Origin of the sequence: Corynebacterium sp. LaCa54 (assembly GCF_046717495.1) — a bacterium.
Classification (GTDB): Bacteria; Actinomycetota; Actinomycetes; order Mycobacteriales; family Mycobacteriaceae; genus Corynebacterium; species Corynebacterium kefirresidentii.
The window spans coordinates 1-20,723 of record NZ_CP177115.1 but is presented as its reverse complement, the minus strand read 5'-3'; the positions used below and the strand labels follow the sequence as shown (position 1 = coordinate 20,723).

Sequence of the window (20,723 nt, the reverse complement as noted above, 5' to 3'; positions counted from 1 at the left end):
CTCAGAGCAGAGCCTCGAGCTTGCGGCGGAGCTTCTTGCCGTTAGACGCGACGGGCAGCTCGTCGACCCACAGAACCCGGGAAGCGGGCACCCCGGCGACGCGCATCAGCTCGGTCATCGCGGAACGGGCCACCGCCTGTTCATCGATCGGAGTTTCATCCACGTCCGATTGCCCGACACCGGTCGCACCGTCGGCCGCACGATCGGTCGGGGTCTGCCTGGCCAGGAACACGGCGATCTCCTCTTCGCCCGTGGCTGGGTTGCTCCGGCCGAGAACGGCGACATCGCGGTCAAGCACATTCTCCAGCACGGCTTCCAAATCGGCCGAATAGTAGTTCCGGCCGTTGACGAAGATGATGTCCTTCTTCCGGCCGAGGACGAACAACTCGCCGTCGCGGAGAATGCCCATGTCCCCCGTGGCGAACGTCCCGTCATCGGTAAGCTCGTGCTCCACGATCCCCTCTGCCGTGATCGCGGCGCGGGTCATCGGAGCGCCGGCGATGTGGATTTCACCGACGGTGCCGTCGCCGAGGACCCCGCCCCCGTCATCGCGGATGGTCAACGAGATCCCCGGGACGGCCTTGCCCAAGGCGACGAACTCAGCTCCAGACTCGCTCTCGATGTCCTCGAAACGCTGCCCCATGGTGATGCCCTTCCGGTCAAGCCGCACCGTGGACAGACCCGAGTAGATGTCCCGGGTCGTGACCAGCAGGCAAGCTTCAGACATTCCGTAGGCGGAGGTCAGGGCATCCTCCCGGAGGCTCATGGCGGACATCGCCGCGAGGAACTTCCGGGCCAATGGAGCGTCGATGGGTTCAGAACCGCTCATCAGCTTCTGGACGTTGGAGAAGTCATAACCGTGGTCGGGCCCGAGGGGCCGGCGCTCGAGATGGCGCAGGAAGTGCTTGAACGCGAAGTTCGGGCACACGGTCACCGTCGGCCGGTGCCTGGTCACGGCCTCGAACCAACTCCGGGGATCGGCGATCACCTCGGAAACCGGCAGCAACACCTGGTCATACCCACGGAAAAGGGCGTAGACGTGGAAGCCGATCAGCGAAAGGTTGTGGGTCAAAGGCAGCCACGTGAGCATCTTGTTCTCGTACCGGTGCGCGTGGCGTGGGATCGTCGCGCGCAGACCGTTCAGCACGGACTCGTTGGTTACGATGACGCCCTTCGGCGATCCCGTGGAACCGGACGAAAACTGGATAAGGGCTTCGCCGCCCGTCCCACCCCGCACCGGGAACGCGGGGACCGCGCCGGCGCCCTCCCCGGAATCCACGTCCCCCGGCTGAGAGAAGTCCGATTCAGCATCACCCGGCATCGCCGCCCCCGGTTCCGCGGCGGCGTCATTGACTATGGACACGTCGAGCAGCCGGTCCTCGTCCACGACTACGGCACCGTTTGCGCCGGTGAGCAGCGTGTGACTGCGTTCATCGACCAGGATCGGGGCCCCGGGCATCATGTCCAAGAGCGTCCGCACCCTGTCGACGTCAGCCGGGCCCGACACCGGCGGCGCAAGCGCCGGAACCGCGCCGACGTAGACGCAGCCCCAGAACGCCCGGATGAGCCCGCGGTTCTCCGAAACCTGGAAGATTATGCGGTCGTCGGGGCCGATGCCGGCTTCGGCCAACCGAGTCGCAACCGCCACCGCCTCCGCATGGACCCGGCTGTACGGGACGAAGACGTCCCGCCGGTTCTCGACGAAGGTGATCCCCTTCTTCGTCTCATCGGCCTTGTCCCGAAGCACGTCGCTGATGGTCCGGATCGTGTTCACTGGTACCTCTTTCGGTTGTCGGCGCCATGCAGGTGCCGGGCGGACCGGGCCCGCATGGCGTGACCCGGAGGATGTGTCTGAAGGGTTGAAGGGGTGAAGCAACTGGGTGGGGCGCGTCTCCGCACAGGCTCGGAAACGCTCGCGGGCTCGGGGCCCGCCGGTTCCGGGTGCCCGTCAAGTCACTGCGGACACCAGGGCGGCAACGAAGGCCGCGGCGGACGCTGCGGCCGCGAAACCGTCACGCACTCGCCAGGGGTGATCGGTGCGGAAGGTACGCCGCGGATGGCGGCCGAAGTTGCGCATCGCCAGGGTCAGGGACAGCTTTTCGGCGCCGCGCACGGCGCTGACGAACAAGGGGAAGGCGATGCGCGCGGGCGTCGTCGCGCGAATGAAACCGGAGCGGAAAAACTGCCCTGGTCGCATCGAGCGCAATCTAATCGCCCATGTCAGCTGGGGGATTTCGCTGCGCAGGAACGCCGCGATGCTCACCCCGGAAATCGCTATGGTGCACCATGTGTAAGGCACCCGGAGGCGTTGCACCATGGCGTCGAAAAGCTCCTCGACGCGCATGCACGCGGAGACCAGGACCGTCCCCGCGAACACGGCCGTCAACAGCAGTCCGTGATGGATGCCGTGGCGGACGGCCTCCGCCGCATCCCCACCTCCGTAGAACTCGGAGCGCCACCCGATCAAGCCGAACAACACCCCGCTCAACAGGACGAGGAGGACCTTCCCTGCCGTCGCCCGAACGTCGCGTTCCGCGATCGCAGCGAGTGCGAGGAACGCGACCACCGTCAGCGCGACAACGGCGTCTCCGCCGGAGAGCAGCCCGGCGGCGACGACGAGCATCACCGCCGCGACAATCGTGATGGCGTTCAACCCTGCGCGTCTTCGAGGGGCGGATTCACTGGTCCAGGGGTTTTCATTCCCGGACGTCCCTGCGCCGGCCGCGGGCAGTGCGCGATCCCGCCGGGACGGCTCCGGGGCAGCCGGCACGTCGACCGCGGGACCAGACCAGGCGACCTTCCCTTCGGCGACGATGCTCGCCCGATCCGCCCACGTTCGCGCGGCACGGCGGTCGTGGCACGTGAACACAACGGTTCCGCCGGCCCCGGCGTATTCCGTCAGCGCATCCAGTACGATGCGCGAGCTCGGCGAATCCAGGTGCGCCAACGGCTCGTCGAGAAGCAGCAAACGGCGATTGGCCGCCGCCGCTAGGAAGATTCCCAACAGTCTTTTCTGTCCACCCGACAGGACGAACGGCGAGACAGGGTCAAGTGCCCGGGGGCACAAGGCTTCCCGCAGTTTCCTCAGCTCATCGGCGCCGAGTGGTCCGTGCGGGTCCGTGCCAGCCAGCGCGGAGGCGATTTCCGCGGCGACGGTCGCACGGGTGAACTGGTGCTCGGGGTTCTGGAACGCCCACGACGCGAAGGCGTCGGGGGCGCGCCGGGCGGACTCGCCGTCGATCCGTATGTCCGCTCCCGCCTTCATCTGGCCCGACAGCACCGCCAGCAAGGTGGACTTACCGGCTCCGTTGGCGCCGACTAGAGCATGGATCTCGCCCCGTTCCAGTGTCAGATCAGCCCCGTTCAGGATCCGCTCCCCGCCCCGGGCCACGTTGGCTCCGGTCAAGGCCAGCAGCGGAACGGCATCCGCCTCCGAATCCGGATCGGTGCCATTCCCGGCCCTCCGGGACTTTCGCCGCCGGTCCGGACCGGGACGGTCCGGCGCTCCCGTGCCCGGCGTACTGTCGTCCGGCGTTCCGGTGGTCGCGGCCGTCGTCGCAATGCCCTTCACCGCGATGCCCTCCGGCGCTCGTTGGGCGGCGACGCTCCCGTCCACATCAAGGATTGTCACCGTGTCGACCCACCCGTCAAACGGGCGGAGGTCGTGCTCGATGAGCAGGATGACGCGCCCCGGAGCCCGCAATTCACGGATAGCGGCGAACAGCGACCGGCGACCATCCTCGTCGACGTGGGCCGCGGGCTCGTCGAAGATCATGACCTCCGGCGCACTGGCCACCGCACCGGCGATGGCCATCCGCTGGCGTTGCCCGCCCGACAAAGCCCACGGATCCTTCTCCGCGAGCTCTGACAGCCCGAGCTCTGACAGGGCCGCGGCTGATCGCTTGGCGACGATGTCAGCTTCCACGAGGGAAAACTCGAGGGCCATGGATACGTCATCGACGACTCGAAGCGTGAGCACCTGCGTCGCTGGGTCTTGCCCGACGAAGGTGACCCGGTCCCCGTCCACGGGGCATTCGGTGCCGTCGGCATCGACGATATGCACGGATCCGGCATGGTCGATGGGGATGTGCGAGGGGATCAGTCCAGCGATGAGGTGGGCCAGGCTCGTCTTTCCGCATCCCACGGGTCCCGTAATGACGTTGATCGTGCCGAAATCGAAGGAGAGATCCACCATGTCAGGTGCCCATCGCCCATCGGCGTGCCGCACGCCCGCGCCACTGACCCGTAACCGGGCCGGGGCCGTCCCGCGTGTCGCACCGGCGCACACGGGCGCTCCGCCGGTCACCGGGTGACCTCGCGACTGCGAAGACCCTTTGCGACGGCAAAGCCCAGGACCAAAAACACCAGGCTCGATGCCAAGGCTACGCCGAAGCTGATCAGGGTCATGGGCGTGGTCGGCGAGTTGACGCCAACTGCGCGCGGGGCCATCGTTCCCATCATCGCGGAGAACAACATCGCCGACGCCACGAACTGGGGACGCGTCCACCGCCGGTACAGGGTGACCATGAACGGAAGCTCGATGAGCAATCCTTCCATGATCAGCGCCCCGATCGCGGCGACGCCGAACGGGGTGGTCGCCGCGGACACGACGCCCATGGCAAGGCACGCGATGAGGCTCGCGCCAGGCTTGCGGACGACGATGAGGGGAACGACGCACTGCAGAAACCACAACCCGAGCGTCGCCGCGACGAGATAAACGTGGGCGATGCCAGCGAACACCTGCAGGTAGGTCAGGGGCACGACGACGAGAGACCCCGCGACGCCGATCGCGGCGGCGACGAGCATATCGCGGGTGGATGGTCGGCCACCCGCTGCGACCGGTGCGACGTGTACCAACCGCCCGTCGTCCGTCTGCGACGCCACCGCGTCGCCGTCGCCCGTCCCGTCCGGGCCCGCGTCCCCGACTCCCCCTCCGGAGAGGGGTTCTCTGGTCGATCCACGTTTTCTGTTCATCGTCGCCGCCTCGCTTCCGTTGCCGATTCCCGATCGGGACCATAACTTGAAACAGTATTAGGTTAGGCAATCCTTATCAACTTATGCCAGACTCGAATTATTGACTTTGCCCCCGTTCCCCCCCATTTCGTTGTTAGCAGTTCCACCTCAGGGCACCGAAGATTCATAGCCTGTCCACCCGATTGGGCGGGTTATGTTTATTTCCGTTCCCTCCGTCTGAAAGGACAGTAGAACTAGTCGCTGGCTTCGGTATGGCTTATTCCCGCCCCTGTCTGAAAATGATCCGGGGGTGATGCCGCCGAAGACAGTGACATACTCAAACAGCTCAATAGGAACCTGACCCAGCCCAGGTGGTATGAGGTCTCACAGTAATGTAGATGCCAGTACTAAGTATGTCCGACCACCCCCAGCGATGAAGCTCAAATAGTCCAACTTCTAATTCATCGCTAGGAGGAACACACCCATGGCCTATGACTTCGTCATTGGCGTGGACGTCGGCAAATACTTCCACCACGCCTGCGTCCTCGATCCCCAAGGCAGGCAAGTCCTGTCCAAACGCATCAATCAGCATGAAGGCTCGCTACGCAAGCTCTTCGGCCAATTCCTCGCCGACAACGCCTCGGTCCTTGTCATTGTCGATCAGCCCAACAACATCGGCCGATTAACCGTCGCAGTCGCCCAAGACATGGGGGGCAGACGATCGCTATCTACCAGGGCTTGCGATGCGACAGCTCTCTCGCATCCACGTCGGCAACTCAAAGACCGATGTACGCGACGCCTACGTTATCGCCCATGCCGGTCTTAACCTTCCGGACTCCCTGCGCAGCGTCGACCGCGTTGAGGAAGTCTTTACCCAGCCAAAAGTTCTCAACGGTATCGACGAAGACCTCGCCCGGGCCTACACACGCCTAATTAACCAGATGCGATCCGCGCTCGTGGGAACCTATCCTGCATTCGAACATGTCCTGCGCGGACAGATGATTCACCGAAAATGGATCCTCCACCTACTTGCAAAATACGGCGGCCCCACCAAGATTCGACGCATCGGTAAAACACGCCTAGCAGCCTTTGCGCGCAGTCACAAAGCGCGCAATCCCGAGCCTGTCATCGATGCCATGCTTGCTGCCATCCACGGACAGACCGTGTCCATTGCCGGCGCAGAATACGCCGAACTTGGCGTAGCAATGTCCGCCAAAGACGCACTGGCCAAACTCGAGCATCGCAAGGAAATCGAAGCACAGGTACTCAAGCTCATTCAAGACATTCCTCAAACCGAGATTCTTTTATCCATGCCCGGCATCGGCCCACGTAGCGCCGCGCAGATCCTCATGACTGTTGGCGATATGTCCGACCTCCCCGATGCAGCGCACCTAGCGTCCTATACAGGCCTATCACCACGGACAAATCAATCAGGAACGTCCATTATGCCGAATTCACCCAACCGCGCTGGCAACAAAAATTAAAGAACGCCCTATGGCAATCGTCTTTTGCATCGATCAGATTCCACGAGCGTTCCCGGCAATTCTATGAACGAAAACGCAAAGAAGGCAAAAGACACAACGCCGCAGTCGTCGCACTCGCACGCCGACGCCTCAACGCTCTCTTCTCCATGATGCGAAACGGCGAGCACTACCGAGACATCTCTACAGCTCAGGAGGCTGCAGCAGCCTAAAGCCAACAGACCCCCATCCAAGCCGATTGCACAGCAAGCCCAACCGGCTCCTCAAGGTACCCAAAACAACATCTACGAGACGAAGCAGAAACCCTTCACACCCCCAACAAGCCCACCCACGGAGTTGACAACCTATATAGGAACACCCCCTTTTCGAGACTGGCTTAGCCGTTGTCTTCAACGATATCGTCCATCCAAAACTCGGTTTTCGTCGACGGTTTTGCTGGTCTATATGGACGAAAATGGTGATCCGAGTAAATCACTCGCCATTGTGTCACTTCTCAGAGTGCTTGAGAATGAGCGCAGAAATGAAAAATGTCCGGCCCCTCCGAAGAGGAAGCCGGACTACATGCTGTGGAGCATAGGAGAATCGAACTCCTGACCTTCTGCTTGCAAAGCAGATGCTCTACCAATTGAGCTAATGCCCCATTGTTCCGTGGTGGGCCTAGCTGGAATCGAACCAGCGACCTCATCGTTATCAGCGATGCGCTCTAACCGACTGAGCTATAGGCCCTTGTGCGGAACGAGAATTAACTCTACATACTATCCCCGGATTTACACAAATCGCCTGTTCAGCAGATATTTCCGGCAACTCAAAAGCGGGGAAAGATTCGCACGAAAGAAAGAAAAATACCGGCACCCGAAGGTGCCGGTATCTTCAACCGCAAGAGAGGCGCTAGCGGCTGTCTAGGTCGACCCGCAGGCCGCCAAAGACGTCCACGATGGCGTTGTAAATAACCGCCATCAGTGGTGCCAGCAACGTAAGGAGAACGGCGAAAATAACGCCGATGAGCGCGGAGGCGGAGATGACGACACCGAAGGTGACCTCGAATCCGCCGCCGACGCCGCCGACGAGGCTATTGAGCGATTCCCAAATCCCCACCTGGTTCAGGCCAATATAAAGCAGGCATACGGCCAGCATCCAGGCGATCAGTCCGACGAGTGACAGGGCCAGACCGACGCGGAACGCCGAGATAGGCGAGATTCGCGTAATCGTTACGTCTCGTCGTGCCATTAATTACTCCTCATCCTTGGAAGCATCGCCAGCCTTGTGCTCCTGCTGGACTTCATCCACGGTCTTTTCGCCCTTAGCCACAGCTTGAGCGTCTTCCTCACCATCTTCTTCGACGTTGCGGTCGATGGCAAGCAGTTCGACATCGTCGGCCAGGTTCACCAAGCGCACACCCATGGTCGCACGGGAGGACGGACGAATCTGGTCCACCTCGGTGCGGATGACGCCACCGGCGGAGGTAATGGCGAAGATTTCATCATCCTCATCCACAGAGATGGCGCCGATAAGCTTGCCGCGCTTCGGGGTGTACTTGAAGGTCATAACACCAAGGCCACCGCGGCCCTGCGTGGTGTATTCCTCGATAGCGGTGCGCTTGCCGTAGCCGCCGGAGGTGGCAACCAAGAGGAACTCGCCATCGTGGACTACCGACATGGACAGCAGCTGGTCATCGCCGCGGAAGCGCATGCCCTTCACACCAGCGGTAGCGCGGCCCATGGGGCGCAGCTGGTCGTCGTCCGCAGTAAAGCGGATGGCCTGCCCCTGCTCGGAGGTGAGCAGGATGTCATCGCCCTCGGAGACGAGCTGTGCACCAATGAGCGCATCGCCCTCGTTGAGGTTGATGGCGATAAGGCCAGCGGAACGCGCGGACTCATAATCGGTCAAACGGGACTTCTTCACGCGGCCCTGCTGGGTGGCGAGAACCAGGTAAGGAGCATCCTCGTAGGACTGGATCTGGATGACCTGCGCGATCTTTTCTTCCGGCTGGAATTCCAGCAGGTTAGCCACGTGTTGGCCGCGTGCGGCGCGACCGCCCTCTGGCAGCTCATAGGCCTTGAGGCGGTAAACACGGCCGAAGTTGGTAAAGAACAAGATCCAGTCGTGAGTGGAGCAGACGAAGAAGTTCTTGACAATATCGTCCTGCTTGAGCTCAGCGCCGCGTACGCCCTTGCCACCACGCTTTTGCGCCTTGTAGGAATCCACCTTGGTGCGCTTAGCGTAGCCCGTGGAAGTAATGGTGACTACAACGTTTTCGCGGGCGATAAGATCCTCATCGGTCACATCGCCGGTTGCCGGAATGATTTCGGTGCGGCGTTCATCGCCATACTTATCGACGATCTCTGCCAGCTCATCGTGGACAATCTGGCGCTGGCGCTCCTCGCGGGCGAGGATATCCTTCAGATCAGCGATCTCGCGCTCGATTTCCGCCAATTCATCGATGATCTTTTGGCGCTCCAGGGCAGCCAGCTTGCGTAGCTGCATGGCCAGGATGGCATCGGCCTGGATATCGTCGACGTCGAGAAGCTCCTTCAAGCCCTCGCGCGCTTCGTCCACGGTGGGCGAACGGCGAATAAGGGCGATGACCTCATCGAGCATGTCCAGTGCCTTGACCAAACCGCGCAAGATGTGGGCGCGCTTTTCGGCCTCATTCAGGCGGTACTGGGTGCGGCGAACGATGACCTCGATCTGGTGCTCCACGTAGTAGCGCAGCATCTGATCCAGGCGGAGAGTGCGCGGCACGCCATCGACAATGGAGAGCATGTTGGCACCGAAGGACGTCTGCAGCTGGGAATGCTTGTAGAGGTTATTGAGCACCACGCGGGCCACGGCGTCGCGCTTGAGGGTGACGACGATGCGCATGCCAACGCGGTCGGAGGACTCATCCTCAATCTTGGAAATACCCGCGATCTTGCCGCTGGCCACGGACTCCGCGATATTGGAGATGAGGTTATCCGGGTTGACCTGGAACGGCAGCTCGGTAATCACAATGGTCTGGCGGGATCCAGATTCCTCGATGGAGGTCACGCCGCGCATACGGATGGATCCGCGGCCGGTGGTGTAGGCATCCTTGATGCCCTGATCGCCCACGATGAGGCCCGCGGTGGGGAAATCCGGGCCCTTAACGCGTTCCATGCAGGCTTCCAGCGCAGCCTCTTCATCGGCGTCTGGATTATCCAGTAGCCAGTAGATGGCCTCAGCCAGCTCGTTGAGGTTATGCGGAGGGATATTGGTGGCCATACCCACGGCAATGCCGCCCGAACCGTTCATCAGCAGGTTTGGAACGCGGGACGGCAGTACGTCCGGCTCGCTGGTTTTGCCATCGTAGTTGGGCGAGAAATCAACGGTGTTTTCGCGGATATCGCGCACCATCTCCATGGCCAGCGGAGTGAGCTTACACTCCGTATAACGCATTGCTGCTGGGCCATCGTTACCGCGGGAGCCGAAGTTACCCTGCCCATCCACCAGTGGGTAGCGCATATTCCACGACTGGGCCAAGCGCACCAAGGTGTCATAGATGGCGGAGTCACCGTGCGGGTGGAACTGACCCATGGTGTCCGAGACCGGGCGGGCGGACTTTACGTAGCCGCGCTCCGGCCGGTAACCGGAATCGAACATCGCGTAGAGGATGCGGCGGTGCACCGGCTTTAGTCCATCGCGCACCTCCGGCAGGGCACGGCCGACGATGACGGACATGGCGTAGTCGATGTAGCTCGACTCCATCTCCTCATTAATGTCAATGGGAAATATGCGATCAAAAAGATCGTCGTTATTGTCACTCATAACGCCAGATTCTACCCTTTAGCGCCTTTCAGGGCCCGAATTGCCGCACGCATGGTATCACCGTGGTATCACTAAGGCATGGCAATGACATTGCGGCTTACGGCCGAACAAGACCACGCGCTCACCCTGCTGGCCTCGGCGCAGGGTACCTCCAAACATGAAGCGGTAGTGCGCGCCATCGTTGCGGCGGCAGCCCGCACGCTTGCCGACGCCCACGTGCAATCCACCGCCCGCGCCCTCCTCCCCGGCCGCGCTGAGCTGGAGGCGGAAATCCGCCGCGCCCGGCCCACGCAGTCCTAGGTGATCATGAGTACCGAACAGCTCTACCTTTTGGCACGCGAGTTTTGCGCGCGCTTTAACGTCCGCGTCACCAATTTTGCTGCTCTTGCGGCCGCTGCGGCGGCCAGCACTGCCAAGGTGGAAGGAATAGCCATCCACGATAGCCACCGCGATGCCGCCCGCGCTATGGCGGAGGTTTTAGCCCGCGTTCCGGCGCTGAGCGGGTATAACGCAGAGTTCGCAAAGTTCACCGTGCGCGTCTACCTTAGTGTTAAAGAAGTTGCCTAAGTTTTGGGAAGAGTGACCCAAGGAAGGAACTAGCACCATGTCCCACGTCAAGAAGATCGCCGTATCGAGCCTTACGGCCGTTGCCCTAGCTGCCACCGCCGTCACTGCTCCTACCGCTACTGCAGCTGAGGCGGATTCCTGGAAAGACGAGGTAAATCCGGAATTTGAACAGGGCCAGACTGGTGGTTCCTCTACCGGTTCTTCCCAGCTGGATCTCACGTTGATCATCACCGCAGCGGCCGCGGGCGTCACCGCCCTGGCCAGCGCCGTGGCCCTCTACTCCCCCAACGTGGATCTGGAAAAGGCAGCCCGCGATGCTGGCTTGGGCCAGATCGCCGATCAGATTGCTGCCATTCAGGCCAACCTCCCTGGCCTGCCGGGACAGCCGGCTTAACTCGCGTAAGGTGGTGCAGCATGGGACATCTTTCTGAACTTATGTCAGGTCCGCAGCGCACTGCGGTGATTAGCGATTGTGGCGAGCTGGTTGAGGGGGTCGTCGCCAAGCAATCGGGCATTACCGGCATGGCGCTGAAGGGCGCAGTCGCCGCCGCGAAGAAGGTCGACTCCGCCATCATCACCAAGGCGCTAGGCCGCGTGCTACCGGATGTCCTCGACGCTATGGACCCGCACTGGCAAGAGTTTGAAAACAGCTCTGAGCAGGATTTCGGTTCCTTCCTGGAGCCGCGCAGCGCCGAGGTCAGTGATGCCATCATGGCGGTAGCCGATAAGCATGCCGAGCAGGTCAACTCCCCCGCACTATCCAAGCCTTATAACTCCCTGCGCGCTAAGGCTTCGAAATTCCTCACCCCTGCGGTTCCGGATTTCGGCCGCGTGCTGCAGAAGCATATGTAGATTCCGGCAGTTGAATCGCCTTCTAAACGCCAGGTATAAGTGTGGAAGTGACTACTTCCGCAGCTAACCAGACCGAGTACCCCGCCGGCCAAGATCCCGCTCGCTGGCGGGTACTTATCGTTTTGCTCACGGCGCTTTTTATGTCGCTGCTGAGCGTATCCATTGTTAATGTGGCCCTGCCCTCTATTCAATCGGGTTTAGGGGCCTCTAATTCGGATGTGCAATGGGTGCTCTCCGGCTATGCGCTCACTTTCGGCGTCATCCTCGTGGCGGCCGGCCGCGCCGGAGATCTCGTCGGCCGCGGCGGCATCTTTCTAGCTGGCATCGCTATCTATTCCATCAGCGCCGCAGTCGCCGGTTTTGCCCCTAATGCTGAGGCACTCAATGCCGCCCGCTTTATCCAAGGCATAGGTGCTGGCCTGCTTAATCCCCAGGGCGTGGGCATGATCCAGCAGTACTTCCGCGGCCCCGAGCGGGCCCGCGCCTTCGGCTATTTTGGCTCCACGGTGGGCCTCGCCGTGGCCATTGGACCGGTACTTGGCGGCTTGCTCATACGCCTGGGTGGCGCGGACCTGGGCTGGCGGTTGACCATGCTGGTCAATTTCCCCGTCGGCCTTATTGCCATCATCTTGGGATTGATGTGGTTTCCGCGGCCGCTGTTTTCTCGTGTACGCGATGAAATGGGCAATAAACTGGGAATTTTCAAGACCCTAGCCACCCTTGATCCCATTGGTGCTGTGATCCTTGGCGCCGCCGTGTGGGCCATCCTCTTCCCCTTCATGGAGTCTTCTGGAACACCTGGCGTGTGGTGGCTGCTGCTCCTGGGCGCGTTTTTACTGGTGGCATGGGTGCTGTGGGAGCGACGACACAAGGCCACCGGTCATCCACCAATGGTGGATCTTAATATCTTTGCTACTGCGAGCTTTCGCAATGGCACCATCATCGCCACCTTGTGGTTTATGGGTATTACCAGCATTTGGGTGCTCGTCGCGCTCTACTTCCAAAGCGGTCTCGGGCACTCCGCCCTCGCTGCCGGATCCGTAGGCATTCCAGCCGCTTTGTTGAGCTCTATTTCTGCCACACTGGCCGGCCGGTCAGTGTCCGTCCACGGCCGCAAGGTCGTGGTTATCGGCATGATGGTGACCATCTCCGGGCTCGTTTCCACCATTGCGCTCATCTGGGCCACCGAGCAATGGGGCACCAGCGAATGGTGGATGGTCCTGTCGCTCTCCTTGGTGGGCGGCGGGCAAGGCTCGGTCATCTCCCCTAACCAGACGCTCACCTTGGCACATGTCCCTCAGGCCTACGCTGGATCGTCGGGCGCTGTCCTCCAGACCGGCCAGCGCATCGGCACGGCCATCGGTCTTGCCGTCATCACGGCCATAGTCTTTGCCACCTTGCACGGCACGAACGCGGACTGGCCGCTTTCCATCGTCGCCGGCTTCGGCGTCATCCTGTCCATGTGTCTTGCCTCCCTGGGATTCGCCGTAGCGGATCAGCGCAGCTCCCAGGCCTAGGGATCGCGCTTTAAAACGCCACAATTAAAGCCCACCGCAGAAATTCCACGGTGGGCTTTGTGCTGCGCTTTAGATATCCAGGAAGCGGACGTCCTTGGCGCGGCGGGTAATAAAGGAACGGCGGGCCGAGACATCGTCACCCATGAGGATGGAGAAGAGCTCATCGGCGCGCTGCGCGTCTTCCAAATCCACGCGGCGCAGGATGCGGGTGCTCGGGTCGAGCGTAGTTTCCCATAGCTCGGCGGCGTTCATCTCGCCCAGACCCTTGTAGCGCTGGATGCCGTCATCCTTGTTGATCTTGCGGTTTTGCTCCAGACCCTCGGCCAACAGCTTATCGCGCTCGTCGTCGGAAAAGGCATAGCCCGGAGTGCCCTTGGACCACTTGAGCTTGTACAGCGGCGGGTTAGCCAGGTACACGTGCCCGTCCTCAACCAACTGGGGCATGAAGCGGAAGAGCAGGGTCAATAGCAGCGTGGCAATGTGCTGGCCGTCGACGTCGGCATCGGCCATGAGCACGATCTTGTCGTAGCGCAGCTTCTTGATGTCGAATTCCTCGTGGATACCGGTACCCAGTGCAGTAATAATCGCCTGGACCTCAGCATTCTTGAGGACCTTATCCATGCGGGCCTTCTCCACGTTCAAGATCTTGCCGCGCAGAGGCAAGATGGCCTGGAACATGGAATCACGGCCGCCCTTAGCGGAACCACCTGCGGAGTCACCCTCCACGATGTAGAGCTCGGAAATCTTCGGGTCCTTGGAGCGGCAATCCGCGAGCTTGCCGGGCAGACCGCCCAGGTCGGTGGCAGATTTGCGGCGCACCATCTCGCGGGCCTTGCGGGCAGCCATGCGAGCATGTGCGGAGGACACGGCCTTATTGATAATGGCCTTTGCCTCAGCCGGATTGGCATCGAACCAGTCATTGACGTGCTCGTTCACCGCACGCTGGACAAAGCCCTTGATTTCGGAATTGCCCAGCTTGGTCTTGGTCTGGCCCTCGAACTGCGGATCGCCCACCTTGACGGAAATGACGGCGGCCAAGCCCTCGCGGCAGTCATCGCCGGAGAGGTTGCCATCCTTTTCCTTGATGAGCTTATGCTCCTTGGCATAGCGGTTCATCAGGGAGGTTAGGGCCGCGCGGAAGCCCTCTTCATGCGTGCCGCCCTCGTGGGTATTGATGGTATTAGCAAAAGTGTGCACGGACTGCTTATAGCCCTGGTTCCACTGCAGTGCTACTTCCACCTCATGATCTTCGCCCTTGGCATCGAAAGAAACGATAGTCGGGTGGATCGCGGTCTTGGACTTATTGAGGTACTTGACGTAATCGGTCAAGCCATCCGGGTAGTGGAAGGTGATCTTCTTGCGGCGCTTCTTTTCCGCCGCAGCTTCCGCCGCTTCACCGGATTCTTCGTTGAAAGTATCGCCAGCGTCCGGGGCATCATCGAAGGAGGTTTCATCCGCACTGGTCTCGCCGGATTCTGCATCGGCGATTTCTTCCAGCTCGATCTGCTCTTCGGTAACGCGCTCATCGATGAGCTCAATGGATAGGCCCTTATTCAGGAAGGCCATTTCCTGCAGGCGGCGAGCAATGATGTCGTAATCGTACTCGGTAGTTTCAAATACTTCCGGATCCGCCCAGAAGCGGATTTTGGTACCCGTGCCGCGGGCGTTGCCGCCCTCAACGAGATCATCCGGGACGGCGTTCTGGAAGTTTTGATACCAGTGCTTACCATCGCGTTTAATTTCCGCTTCTACGCGGGTAGAAAGCGCGTTCACCACGGAAATGCCGACGCCGTGCAGGCCGCCAGATACGGCGTAGGAGTCGGAGTCGAATTTACCGCCGGCGTGCAGCTGCGTCATGACCACTTGGACGGTAGGTGCGCCGGAGGCGTGCATTTCTACCGGGATACCACGGCCATTATCGATGACCTCGACGCCGCCATCTTCCAGCAGTTTGACGGTAACCTTATCGGCGTAGCCGGCCATAGCCTCATCGACGGAGTTATCAACGATCTCCCAAATGAGGTGGTGCAGGCCGCGCGAACCGGTCGAACCAATGTACATGCCGGGGCGCTTACGGACGGCCTCGAGGCCCTCCAGGATCGTAATTGACCCGGCATCATATGCGTGTTCTTCAGCCACGGATTCGTGCTCTCCTTTTGGCTATAGCTAATTCTAAGACTTTAACTATTCTACACGGATACCCCCTACTGAAAGACACCCCACACCCGTGAGAGATAGGAATCTGGCGCGCTCTGAGGTTATTTAGGATTTAAAGGTCGGATCCAAGTGCAACCTATTAGCCATACGTATCTTGCGATCCTTGTGGTTTCACCCACTGCCGCCCCTCATAATTTCGCTGCTGCTTGGGCCCATGAATGCGCAGCTCAACAATGACATCCGGGCCTAGGCGGTCAGAGATTTTCCGCAGGATTTGTCGCTGCAGATAGCGCAGCTCCGTAGCCCAGGTGGAGTTATCGCAGGACACATAGACAACCTTGTCCTTAATCCGTTGCGGCTGCGTATGGGCGGCGATGCGCTCGCCCACGAGATTCTCCCAATTACCCATCACCCAACCATTGGCCAAGTCGTGCTCCCAGCCGCGATTGACTACCTCGCGGCTGATTTGGGCTCCCAGGCTCGGCACCGCCAGCGTTCGCCGTTTCTTCCTGCCATCTGGTCCCGTAGGAATGCCCCGTTGATAGCCCATATACCCCTGCTTTTGTGCCTTCTCTAGAGAGGGCACCGGCATCTTCGGCACAAGGCGGGTTAGCTTCGGCGGGTTCTTGGAGGTGGACCGTACCAATTTAAAGTACTGGGTGACAGGATCAATGCGCTGCTTGCCGACGCCCCCTTGTTCCTCACTCATCCTTGTCACCATCCCCATCCTCAACGGCATCCTCAGCGCTGAGCTTGGAGATGCGGCCGGTATCGGTATCTTCCACGCTCACGCGGTAGCGCACGATGGGTTCCAAGTTCCCCGGTAGGTCCTCATCTACCGCCGCGGTAATGAGCACCTGCTCGGCCTCGGCGGCCAGGTGGACAAGCTGCTTGCGGCGCTTGGCGTCAAGCTCGGCAAATACATCATCCAAAATGAGCACCGGATCCGATCCTCCCTCTTGCCGCAGCAGATTAAACTCCGCCAGGCGCAGCGCAATGGCATAGGACCACGTCTCACCATGGCTGGCAAAGCCCTTGGCCGGCTGATCACCCAGATTAAGCACCAGATCGTCGCGGTGCGGGCCCACCAGGGAAATGCCGCGTTCAATCTCGCGCTGCCGGGCGGTGGCCAACTCGGTAAGCAAGACGGCCTCTAGTACCTCGCGATCCGAGGTATCGATAGTGGACTTATATTCCACCTGCGCCAGCCGCGATTCTGGTGCCAGGCCGGAATAAGCGGCGGGGATGTGGTCCAAGAGGGCGTCGACAAGCGCAAGGCGCGCGGCGATTACTTGGGCGCCGAGCCGGGCAAGCTGCGCATCCCAGGTATCCAAGGTAGCCAATGCGGCGGCACCGTCGCTATCGGAATAGCCGCGGCGCAGGCTGCCGGAGGCTGATTTCAGCAAGGCATTGCGCTGCTTGAGTACCTTGTCATAGTCGGCCTTTACACCCGCAAGGCGCGGAGTCCGCGAGGCAATGATGCTATCGAGATAAGCGCGCCGTCCGGCCGGCTCCCCGCGCACCAAGGCCAAATCCTCCGGGGAAAAGAGCACCGTTTTTACCACGCCCAGCAGCTCACGGGGGCTGCGCAGGCGCGTGCGATTGATCTGCGCTTGATTGGCCGCGTGGGGTTTAATCAGCAAATGGGTAGTGAGCTCGCGGCCCTGGTTCACCGCGGTAATAGACACCCGTGCACTATCGGCACCCTGCCGCACCAACGGTGCATCGTGAGATACGCGATGGGAGGAAAGATGGGCAGTATAACCAATGGCCTCGACGATATTGGTCTTGCCAAAGCCATTGCGCCCGACAAAAAGGGTGATCCCGGGCCCTAGCTGCACATTAAGTTCGGGCCATGAGCGAAAATCCCGAACATCGAGATCCCTGACGTACATTAGCCCGGCAGGCGAACCGGCATGAGCAGGTAGGTGAAGTTGGTCTTCGGCGTGGGGAAGTTGCCATCTTCATCGGCCTCAGGCAGCTCTTCCGGTTCTGGGATCATAATGGCTGGGCGGGAAGGCTCGGTGAAGCCGAAGACCACGCGGTCGGTGTTGATGACTGCCAAGCCATCTTTGAGGTAGCCCGGATTGAAGGCAATGAGAAACTCATCGCGGCCATGGAAAGCGCACGGCAAGGTCTCGGTCGCATTACCGGCATCCGCGCCGGCAGATAGGGTTACCTGCCCATCGGCGAATTCCATGCGAATCTGTGCATTACGATCCGTCAGCAAAGAAACGCGACGGATTGCTTCCTGCAGCGGTGCCACCTCAATGGAGGCAATATTGGTGTGATTCTTCGGCAGCAGCGGCTGCACATTGGGAAAGTCCGCATCCAGCATGCGCGTGGTGGTTTCGCGATTATCAGCGTGCAGACCAAAGAGGCCATCGGCACCAATATTGTCATCGGTGCCCACGGCAATCTCTACCGGAATGTTGAGATGCGGATCCAAGGAACGGCCGGTTTCCTGGAGGGTCTTAGCAGGTACCAATAGCTTGGCTTCGACATCCGGGGACTTCGGCTCCCATTCCAAGGTGCGCATGGCCAGACGGAAACGGTCCGTTGCCGTCATCTCAATGTCTTTGCCATGGATATCCATGTGCACACCGGTGAGCATAGGCAGAGTGTCATCCTTGCCGGCTGCGGCAGCGACCTGGTGGATGGCCTCGACGAAAAGCTGTGGCTGGATAGTGCCCGTAACCTCTGGCAATACCGGAAGCTGAGGGTAATCATCCAGTGGGATCAGTGGCAGCTCGAAGCGAGAGGAACCACAAGTAACCAGTGCCTTGGAATCTACCTGGGAGATCTCTACTTCCTTGTTGGGCAAAGAAGCAACGATATCGGAGAGGAGCTTGCCGGCTACCGCAATCTGTCCGGGCTCATCCACCATGCCGGCGATGCGGACGCGGGTAGAAACCTCATAATCGAAGCCGGTGAACTCAAGACCATTGTCATCCGCGGTGATCAACATCGCGCGAAGCACGGGCTGAGTGACCTTGGAAGGCAGGCTGCGAGCAACCCACGCTACGGCGTTGGCAAGGTCATCTTTGGCAACGCGAAATGACACGGCTTCATCCATGGTGCGAAGAGCTCCTCTGAGGCAAGTAGGAAATTTGTTACTTACAAAAGACTGGCTTCCAACTTACCGCATTGGGCGCGGTGCGCCACAACGTGTAATTCCATCTTTGCCCGCTCGATCCGCGCCTGGCCGGAGGCGGGGCGGGCCGAATTCCACACACCCTCTTTCTTCTATACAGATCAGAGAAATAATTTAGTAGTAGTAATAAGCGCTGTGGGATCTGTGGGTAACTAGGTAAATGACAAGTTCATGGCGCAGATCTGGGGTGTGGCAAATCTTGTGATCTTGCTGTGATCAATCGGGGTGAATTGTGGACAACTAGTGGGATCGCCGTTTTATCCACAGGTTTTGTCATTTGATCACTGATCTACACACAACACTGATCACAGGGTGGTTCTCCCAGCACAAGGCCTGTGGAATCAAAAACTGTGAGTAAGATCTATGAATTACAAAGATGAAATTACACAAGTGTGAATAACGCTGTGGATAACTTTTCTTGCAGATAAACGGCCCTTTTTAGAGGGTTTCGGGCCTTATTTGTGAAATTACAAGGGTGTGCCGGTGCGGCGTGGAGGATTCTGTCTAGCTTTCTAGCTGGTTTCAACCCCAAGTGACCCCGGCGAAATCTGGGAAACGGGAGCGGGAAAACAAAAGCGCCCTCCTTATATAAAGGAGAGCGCGGAGGCAGCACGCTAAGACTTAGGCGCGACTGCGATTCTTGATGCGTTGGGTAAGCGCCTGGATCTCGTCATAGGTATTGCGCTTTTCAGTCATCTCTTTGCGGATTTTGCGATCGGCATAAATGACGGTGGTGTGGTCCTTACCGCCGAACTGTTCACCGATCTTGGGCAGGGACAGCTCGGTAAGCTCGCGGCACAAATACATCGCCAGCTGGCGAGCATGCGCTACCGCGCGCTTCTTGCCGGCGCCGCGCAGAGTTTCTACATCAATATCGAAGAAGTCTGCCGTGACCTCCATGATTGAGGTAGCGGTGATCTGCCGATCAGCGGAATCCGGGGCCAAATCGCGCAATGCGATTTCCGCCATCTCTACGTTGATTGGCTCATCTACCAAAGAGGAATAGGCCGAAACGCGGATAAGTGCGCCTTCGAGCTCGCGAATGGAAGATTCAAAGCGCGAGGCAATGAGCTCAAGCACGGAGCGATCCACCTCGGTGCCGTCATTTGCCGCCTTCTTCATCAAAATCGCGATGCGCGTTTCCAGATCTGGTGGCTGAATATCGGTAATAAGACCGCCTTCAAAGCGCGTGCGGAGGCGATCCTCCAGCGTTGTCAGCTGCTTCGGCGGGCGGTCCGAAGACAAAATGATCTGCTTATTGGCTTGGTGCAGCGCATTGAAAGTATGGAAGAACTCTTCCTGGGTGGATTCTTTGCCCTCCAAGAACTGGATATCATCGACCATCAAGATGTCGAGATTGCGGTAGCGCCGTTTGAAGGATTCCTGGCGGTCATCACGCAGCGAATTAATATAGTCATTCGTAAATTCTTCCGAAGACACATATTTCACGCGCAAACCCGGGTGCAGCACCTGGGCGTAATTACCAGCGGCGTGCAAAAGGTGCGTTTTGCCTAGACCAGAGCCACCCCAGATGAATAGTGGGTTATATGCACGGGCGGGATTTTCGGCCACAGCAACGGCTGCCCCATTGGCAAAACGATTCGAAGAACCGATAACGAAGCTATCGAAGGTGTGCTTCGGATTCAGTGAAGTTTCACGGTTGGGATCATGTGCCGGAGCCTCGCGCGGGATGCGAGCGGAATTAGAGCTAGCGTCGGTGAAATTTCCCGCGGACTGCGCCTGCTGCTGGTTATAGTGCTGGGCAAGTTCATCCAAGCTGGCTGGGGCATGGCTGGATTGCCAGTTGTTTTGTGCGGGCGCTGGTTGTGTACCGGTATTAGAGTGTTGCGGGCGCGGAATGTAGTTCTGGGGAGGCTCCGTGTGCTGGGGTTGTTGCGCTTGCGGAGCCTGCTGCTGTTGCGGGGGAGCTGCCTGTGGAGAAGGCTCTGTGGCCGGTGGTTGTGGTTCTTGCGGAGTAGCCAAGGTAACCGCGAAGGAGCAGGGACGTCCGAGGTGTCGGGTTAAGGCCTTGGCGATGTACTCGCCCAATTCATTTTCGACCACATTTTTGGCATCGAGATTCTCGGCGGCGACGAGGGTGTAGCCCTCGACCATCATGATGGGGCGGACCAGTTGAAGGTAAAGGCGCTGTGAATGGGAAAAACTAGGGACCTCGGAATTGGGTTGCTCGGATTGTGCGAGCAGGTCATCAACGACCGCGCGCCAAATGGCATGCAGGTTCGCTTGTGGGTCAGTCAC

At 59.9% G+C, this 20,723-nt stretch carries 15 protein-coding genes, 2 tRNA genes and 1 pseudogene; 6 read left to right on the top strand and 12 right to left on the bottom strand.

Translation table 11 applies throughout. From position 1 onward, the window contains the following. Window position 1 precedes the first annotated feature (1 nt). The 3 genes from ACLI1M_RS00090 to ACLI1M_RS00080 form a co-directional block, all read right to left on the bottom strand. Entirely contained in the window at window positions 2–1,774 is a 1,773-nt protein-coding gene (locus ACLI1M_RS00090) for an AMP-binding protein (protein WP_248099376.1), read from the bottom strand. A 174-nt stretch (window positions 1,775–1,948) separates the two neighbouring features. Then, window positions 1,949–4,195, bottom strand: a complete 2,247-nt coding sequence (locus ACLI1M_RS00085; RefSeq protein ID WP_248099378.1) for an ATP-binding cassette domain-containing protein — start codon at window positions 4,193–4,195, stop codon at window positions 1,949–1,951. A gap of 107 nt (window positions 4,196–4,302) precedes the next feature. After that, a complete protein-coding gene (locus ACLI1M_RS00080; RefSeq protein WP_236587136.1) occupies window positions 4,303–4,806 on the bottom strand; it encodes an ECF transporter S component in 504 nt (167 codons plus the stop codon). Between the two features lie 631 nt (window positions 4,807–5,437). Between ACLI1M_RS00080 and ACLI1M_RS00075 the strand changes: the two are divergent. Continuing rightward, window positions 5,438–6,646: pseudogene (locus ACLI1M_RS00075) on the top strand (IS110 family transposase). A gap of 355 nt (window positions 6,647–7,001) precedes the next feature. Here the strand turns inward: ACLI1M_RS00075 and ACLI1M_RS00070 are convergent. The 4 genes from ACLI1M_RS00070 to gyrA form a co-directional block, all read right to left on the bottom strand. Then, window positions 7,002–7,074: transfer RNA gene (locus ACLI1M_RS00070), tRNA-Ala, on the bottom strand. Window positions 7,075–7,083: 9 nt separating this feature from the next. Further along, window positions 7,084–7,160, bottom strand: a tRNA-Ile gene (locus ACLI1M_RS00065). A 162-nt stretch (window positions 7,161–7,322) separates the two neighbouring features. Further along, the gene (locus tag ACLI1M_RS00060; protein ID WP_239207722.1) at window positions 7,323–7,661 is read right to left on the bottom strand and encodes a DUF3566 domain-containing protein; all 339 of its coding nucleotides are present in this window, start codon (window positions 7,659–7,661) and stop codon (window positions 7,323–7,325) included. A gap of 3 nt (window positions 7,662–7,664) precedes the next feature. Continuing rightward, window positions 7,665–10,217: a DNA gyrase subunit A gene (gene gyrA, locus ACLI1M_RS00055; RefSeq protein WP_239207721.1), complete on the bottom strand. Its 2,553-nt coding sequence runs from the start codon at window positions 10,215–10,217 to the stop codon at window positions 7,665–7,667. 78 nt (window positions 10,218–10,295) lie between these two features. On the opposite strand from gyrA, the gene ACLI1M_RS00050 reads away from it, so the two are divergent. From ACLI1M_RS00050 to ACLI1M_RS00030, 5 genes are read left to right on the top strand one after another with little or no spacing between them, the layout of a single operon-like run. Continuing rightward, window positions 10,296–10,517 carry a CopG family transcriptional regulator gene (locus ACLI1M_RS00050; protein ID WP_086588404.1) on the top strand — a complete coding sequence of 74 codons (222 nt, stop codon included), beginning with the start codon at window positions 10,296–10,298 and terminating at the stop codon, window positions 10,515–10,517. A gap of 6 nt (window positions 10,518–10,523) precedes the next feature. Then, complete coding sequence (locus ACLI1M_RS00045; RefSeq protein ID WP_023020206.1) at window positions 10,524–10,784, top strand: hypothetical protein; 261 nt, start codon at window positions 10,524–10,526, stop codon at window positions 10,782–10,784. Between the two features lie 37 nt (window positions 10,785–10,821). Beyond that, window positions 10,822–11,178, top strand: a complete 357-nt coding sequence (locus ACLI1M_RS00040; RefSeq protein WP_023020205.1) for a hypothetical protein — start codon at window positions 10,822–10,824, stop codon at window positions 11,176–11,178. Between the two features lie 20 nt (window positions 11,179–11,198). Continuing rightward, on the top strand, window positions 11,199–11,636 hold the full coding sequence (locus ACLI1M_RS00035) for a DUF6918 family protein (protein ID WP_248100284.1): 438 nt from the start codon (window positions 11,199–11,201) through the stop codon (window positions 11,634–11,636). Window positions 11,637–11,677: 41 nt separating this feature from the next. Then, entirely contained in the window at window positions 11,678–13,153 is a 1,476-nt protein-coding gene (locus tag ACLI1M_RS00030; RefSeq protein ID WP_248100282.1) for an MFS transporter, read from the top strand. Between the two features lie 69 nt (window positions 13,154–13,222). Here ACLI1M_RS00030 and gyrB read toward each other — a convergent pair whose 3' ends face one another. From gyrB to dnaA, 5 genes are all read right to left on the bottom strand, one after another. Beyond that, window positions 13,223–15,292 carry a DNA topoisomerase (ATP-hydrolyzing) subunit B gene (gene gyrB, locus ACLI1M_RS00025; protein ID WP_023020202.1) on the bottom strand — a complete coding sequence of 690 codons (2,070 nt, stop codon included), beginning with the start codon at window positions 15,290–15,292 and terminating at the stop codon, window positions 13,223–13,225. A gap of 157 nt (window positions 15,293–15,449) precedes the next feature. After that, complete coding sequence (locus tag ACLI1M_RS00020) at window positions 15,450–16,019, bottom strand: DciA family protein (protein ID WP_200288483.1); 570 nt, start codon at window positions 16,017–16,019, stop codon at window positions 15,450–15,452. After that, complete coding sequence (gene recF, locus ACLI1M_RS00015) at window positions 16,012–17,205, bottom strand: DNA replication/repair protein RecF (protein WP_248100280.1); 1,194 nt, start codon at window positions 17,203–17,205, stop codon at window positions 16,012–16,014. Before recF ends, ACLI1M_RS00020 begins: the two co-directional genes overlap by 8 nt. Further along, entirely contained in the window at window positions 17,205–18,386 is a 1,182-nt protein-coding gene (gene dnaN, locus ACLI1M_RS00010; RefSeq protein WP_248100278.1) for a DNA polymerase III subunit beta, read from the bottom strand. The genes recF and dnaN overlap by 1 nt, the downstream gene beginning before the upstream one ends. A 699-nt stretch (window positions 18,387–19,085) precedes the next feature. Next, window positions 19,086–20,723, bottom strand: a complete 1,638-nt coding sequence (dnaA, locus tag ACLI1M_RS00005; protein WP_411706588.1) for a chromosomal replication initiator protein DnaA — start codon at window positions 20,721–20,723, stop codon at window positions 19,086–19,088.